Raw genomic sequence first — 261 nt, forward strand, 5'->3', positions numbered from 1 at the left:
GCAATGGCCGAAGCGCGAGACCATGAGCAGCACCTTCATGCGCTTCTTGGCATCGTGGATCTCCGCATCCATGGCGAACTTCTCGGCGATCGGCTTGAAGCCTTCGGCAAGCGCCGGCCCACCCACCCCTTCCTCGGAGATGAAGGAGACGCGCATGAAGAACTTGCCGGTATCGAGATCGTCGAACTGGCTGGAATCGACGATGTTGCAGCCCTGCTCGGCCAGATAGTTCGAGATCGCCGCAACGATCCCACGCGTCGA

The 261-nt window shown here is 60.5% G+C and carries 1 pseudogene; it reads right to left on the bottom strand.

Annotated features, from left to right (window positions below):
- A pseudogene (gene purU, locus DQ393_RS00115) lies at positions 1 to 261 on the bottom strand (formyltetrahydrofolate deformylase); the annotation flags it as partial.

The organism is Martinezella tropici, assembly GCF_003287875.1.
GTDB lineage: Bacteria > Pseudomonadota > Alphaproteobacteria > Rhizobiales > Rhizobiaceae > Rhizobium > Rhizobium tropici_C.